General features: G+C 43.1%; 4 protein-coding genes. 2 read left to right on the top strand and 2 right to left on the bottom strand.

Annotated features, from left to right (window positions below; translation table 11 throughout):
• Nucleotides 1–132: 132 nt before the first annotated feature.
• Together IM496_RS00345 and uvrB are read right to left on the bottom strand one after the other, a co-directional pair.
• Nucleotides 133–1,116 (bottom strand): flagellar assembly protein H, encoded by a 984-nt coding sequence (locus IM496_RS00345; RefSeq protein WP_287660919.1) that lies wholly within the window; start codon nucleotides 1,114–1,116, stop codon nucleotides 133–135.
• 8 nt (nucleotides 1,117–1,124) lie between these two features.
• Nucleotides 1,125–3,125 carry an excinuclease ABC subunit UvrB gene (gene uvrB, locus IM496_RS00340; RefSeq protein WP_287660918.1) on the bottom strand — a complete coding sequence of 667 codons (2,001 nt, stop codon included), beginning with the start codon at nucleotides 3,123–3,125 and terminating at the stop codon, nucleotides 1,125–1,127.
• A 191-nt stretch (nucleotides 3,126–3,316) separates the two neighbouring features.
• Between uvrB and IM496_RS00335 the strand changes: the two genes are divergently transcribed.
• On the top strand, nucleotides 3,317–3,808 hold the full coding sequence (locus IM496_RS00335; protein WP_008197799.1) for a hypothetical protein: 492 nt from the start codon (nucleotides 3,317–3,319) through the stop codon (nucleotides 3,806–3,808).
• An 80-nt stretch (nucleotides 3,809–3,888) separates the two neighbouring features.
• Nucleotides 3,889–4,638: a class I SAM-dependent methyltransferase gene (locus tag IM496_RS00330; RefSeq protein ID WP_194017161.1), complete on the top strand. Its 750-nt coding sequence runs from the start codon at nucleotides 3,889–3,891 to the stop codon at nucleotides 4,636–4,638.
• Nucleotides 4,639–5,027: the final 389 nt, after the last annotated feature.

Below are 5,027 nucleotides of genomic sequence, written 5' to 3'. Positions count from 1 at the left end.
GTGATCAGGGGGAAAATTGAGGTACTTTTTCCCTGAAAATTAGGTAGTTGACCACCTGAAAATCGGTAAAACCCTACACCCCACACCCCACACCCCACACCCTACCCCCAGGAAAAACTTTTTCAGCAGACCCTAATTAGAAAAGTGGGCAATTAATTCTGTGCGAGATGAATTGAGTATTAAAGGGGTAAACTCCTCCACTGGTAATAATAAAATGCGATCGATGATCACGGACAAATCTGGGTCTAAACTGCCAAAACGAGCTTTCAATAAATTTTCTACCACCAGACGTTCTCCTTGTTGAAGACCCTGTTGAAGACCCTGTTGAAGACCCTGTTGAAGACCCTGTTGAAGACCCTGTTGAAGACCCTGTTGAAGACCCTGTTGAAGACCCTGTTGACGGCCAGCATCCAGTTCTTCCCGAAGACGGGAAGTGTATAAAGGTGATAATCTCATAATTAACTCTCTGTCCTCCTGTTCAAGCTCTTGATCGTTAGTTAAAGAGGTTCTCAAGTTTAATAATAATTCTAGAGCATTTACCCGAAAAGGATGGTTCTCTGGTAACGATTCTAACTCATCGATCGCCCTTGCTTGTACTTTTCCCCGGCCTAAAATTCTTAACCAGAGAGTTGCTTCTGTTGGGGGTAATTGATGGATAACGGTGATTGCCGTGCGTAAAGAGGGAGCTAAAAAATAGATACCCTCCCCCCAATTCTCCTCATCTAGTTTAGATCCGAATCCTTCTAACAGTTGCGAGGAAGCGGTGGGAGTCAAAATCCAGAGACGGGGGATTTCCCCATCATTAACATTCGTTTTCTGACGATTTGCTCGACGATTAATTTCTCCTTCCACTTCCAACAGTTTTAACAGACAAGTCCTAATTTCTGTAGCAGTGACAGGATTGCGAAAGGGTTCAAATAAACAGGGATTAATTGCCATTTTTCCCAGTAATCCTAGCAGCTCTCTGGGATTATTATCGAGAATCTGGGGTGAAAACCAGACATCGATTTCTCGTACCTCTCCGCGTACAACCCGTGCCGATTTTACCTCTCCCAGAGAAGATAATAATTCTTCGAGATAATCTTTAGCAAACTGGTCATGAATAAATCTAGTCATAGGTTTATCTAAACATGATTTAATAACTTATCTCGTAATTGCTTAATCCGATCACGATATTTAGCTGCTGACTCGAATTCTAGATTTTTCGCCGCTTCTTTCATTTGCGCTTCTAGTTGTTGAATTAATTCGGGAATTTGTTCTAAAGGAAGTTCTTCTATATTCTCACAAACCTGCTCTAATTGTTGGGAATTTAGGCGACGGGAAATATCCAGAAAAGCCAAAATTGAATTACTCGACCTTTTAACAATCGGTTGCGGAATAATCCCATGTTTTTGGTTATATTCCTCTTGAATAGCTCGTCGTCTCTTGGTTTCTTCGATCGCATTAATCATACTATCGGTGAGATTATCCCCGTAGAGAATTGCCTGACCGCGAATATGACGAGCAGCCCGGCCGATAGTTTGAATTAAAGAGCGGGTAGCCCTTAAAAATCCTTCCTTATCTGCGTCTAAAATCGCCACTAGAGACACTTCCGGCAGGTCTAACCCCTCGCGAAGCAAATTCACCCCGATCAGCACGTCAAAGACCCCTTCTCGCAGGTCTTGAATAATTTCAATCCGTCGAATTGATTGAATTTCTGAATGTAGATATCTAACTTTAATTTCCCTTTCTTGCAAGTATTCGGTTAAATCTTCCGCCATGCGTTTAGTTAAAGTGGTAATCAAAACCCGTTCATTTAACCGCACTCGCTCCTTAATTTCCCCTAATAAATCATCCACTTGTCCCTCAGTTGGTCGCACAAAAATCTCCGGGTCTAAAACTCCCGTCGGTCGGATAATTTGTTCGACAATCCGATTTTCTGACTGTTCTAATTCCCAATCTCCCGGGGTGGCCGAAACAAAAATACATTGATTAACTTTCTGCCAAAATTCTTCCGACTTCAAAGGACGATTATCCGCAGCACTGGGTAAACGAAACCCGTGATCGATCAAAACTTTTTTTCGTGATTGATCGCCATTATACATCCCGCGAATCTGCGGCACACTAACATGAGATTCATCCACAACTAATAACCAATCTTGGGGAAAATAATCCACCAAACATTCCGGCGGTTCCCCCGCTAACCTACCCGCTAAATGCCGCGAATAATTTTCTACGCCATTACAATAACCCACTTCCTGCAACATTTCCAAATCATAACGAGTCCGCTGATCCAACCGTTGCGCTTCCAGTAATTTGCCCGCTTTTTCTAACTCTAATAAACGGTTATCTAACTCGGTTTTAATATCCCGACAGGCCACCTCTAAACGTTCCTCCGGGGTAACAAAGTGACGGGCCGGATAAATACTAATTCGCTCTAATTTTTGCAAAACTTCCCCCGTCAGGGGATCGAGATAACGAATACTTTCAATCTCATCGCCAAAAAAATCAATTTTAATAACCCGATCCTCGTAAGCGGGAACAATTTCCAAAATATCGCCCTTCAGACGAAAACGACCGCGAGTTAACTCTAAATCATTGCGATTGTACTGCACTGACACCAAGGCCCGTAATAATTGCCTTTGGTCGAACTCTTGACCAACTGTTAAGGAAATCGCCGCTTTCAGGTATTCCGCCGGCATTCCCAAACCATAAATACAACTAATGGAAGCGACGACGATCACATCCCTGCGTTCAAACAGCGATCGCGTGGCCGAATGGCGCAGCATATCGATCTCATCATTAATCGAAGAACTCTTTTCGATGTAGGTATCGCTGACGGGAATATAAGCCTCCGGTTGATAGTAGTCGTAATAGCTGATAAAGTACTCCACGGCGTTATTAGGGAAAAATTGCCGCAATTCGTTGCATAATTGGGCGGCTAGGGTCTTATTATGGGCCAGGACGAGGGTAGGCCTGCCGATTTTTTCGATCACAGCGGCAATGGTGAAGGTTTTGCCGGTGCCAGTTGCCCCTAGGAGGGTTTGGAAACGCTGCCGGTTTTGCAGGAAATCTACCAATTGATCGATCGCTGCCGGTTGATCCCCGGTGGGTTGAAAGGGTGCTTGTAGTTGAAAAGCGGACATTAGCGGCTAGGTGTAGAGAACAGGCAAAATAAATTATCAATCAAATTACCAACACTTATAGGGTTTTGGGAAAGAAAGATGTATCTTAATATTAGAGAGGATTTTAAAAAAAGATTAAAAGTCTTCGAGAATACCCTAAACTTAAATCTTATCGTTTCCCCGAAGCTATTAACGGAAAGGAGTATCAGGTTATGACGGTGGAAAATCTAGAAACGAACGGGACTCAAACCCCAGCAACCACAGAAGAAAAGACCAGCAGCTCACGCGGTAAAGCTACTACGGCTAAAACCGCCAAAGATAAAGAAGTGGTCGCCCTTTCGGTGAAAAACAACGCTGAATCGGCTTCCAAAGCCTTAAAATTCTATCAACCTGAACATCGCTTACCCGAAAATCGTCCTGTTGGTACTAGCCATCTTCACTTCACGGAAGATGAAATGTTACCCGGAGGCCGTCCCGTGGAAGTTAGCCATCTGAAAGTGGTTAGTACCTATTCTTCCGTCGGTGGATTGCGTCCTGTCGGCTCTAGTGGTATGGAAGTTAGCAGCACTCTGGCGATCTCTGGCAATCGTCCGATCGCTCTCAGTCATCTGCACATTAGCGAAACTTATACAGTCATGGGTAATCGTCCCGTTGCTTCCAATGAAATCGATGATCCCGAAACTTTAATGGGATTTTTGGATTAATTGTTTTGTTGATCAAGATAGATTTTTTCCCTGTCCCGGACGGGGAATTTATTTTTTCTAGCCCACCGTTTTTAATCCCGATGCTGTTTAAGCAAAAATTTTTCTTAATTGTCTCGTTTCTAATAGTGGTTTTTTGCGGTTTCGGATTATTAAATCTTACCTATGATGCTTCAGTTTTAGCGCAGCAGCAATATTATCAGATTCGATCGCTTCATAGTCGCGATGGTATCGGTAAATTTTATCTAGGACGGGAAATCGCTAAAGTCATGGGACACCAAGAAATGTTATGGTTAGAACGTCCTAGTCGCCGTTTCACAGAAAAACCCGATGATCTGATCACCGCACTACATCTAAAACCCACAGATCTAGTGGCAGATATCGGCGCAGGTACAGGTTATTTTAGTTTTCCTATGGCGAATTTAGTAGAACAAGTTTTCGCCGTCGATGTGCAACCGGAAATGTTAGGGGCAATTGATTTTTTAGCCGAGGAAAATCAAGTGAAGAATGTCACCACAATTCTCGCCACAGAAACCGATCCCCAATTGCCTATAAATGCGATCGATTTAGCTTTAATGGTGGATGCTTATCACGAGTTTTCCTGTCCCCGCGAGATGATGGAGAATCTGGTCAAATCCTTAAAACCCGATGGTAGGGTGGTATTAGTAGAATACCGTCGAGAAAATCCCCTAATTCCCATCAAGGCCCTTCATAAAATGACCCGCAGACAAGTAGAAAAAGAAATGGCCGCTGTTGGTTTAGTGCCAGGAGAAATTATCGAGACTTTGCCCCAACAACATTTAATGATTTTTCAGAAAACAAATTCAAATTAGCGAGTTAAGTAGGGTCTGCTGAAAAAGTTTGTTGGTGGGGGCAGGGTGTGGGGTGTGGGGTGTGGGGTGTAGGGTTTTACCGATTTTGCGGTAGTCAGTTACCTAATTTTCAGGGAAAAAGTACCTGAATTTTACCCCTGATCCCTCCAATGGTCGGCACTTTTTGAGGTCAAAAAAGTCTAAAAGCCTTGTCCAACAAGGTTTTTAGATTTATTCAGCAAGCCCTAAGTAGGTAGGCGTTAAAAACTATCAGATGCCCCCCTTATTAAGCTATCCCTTATAGGGATCTTTCTTAACAATTTTTGCAGTAAGCACTCCAACCCTTATCCTGACTTGATTTCAGTTTTTTCTTTGTCAGTAAGGGTGTCAACAAGGAATATTACAAATTG

It is taken from the genome of Microcystis sp. M049S2 (assembly GCF_020245625.1).
In the GTDB taxonomy this organism is placed as follows: domain Bacteria; phylum Cyanobacteriota; class Cyanobacteriia; order Cyanobacteriales; family Microcystaceae; genus Microcystis; species Microcystis ichthyoblabe_A.
Note: the sequence above shows the minus strand (reverse complement) of the source record. Positions and strands in the feature narration are given on the sequence as shown.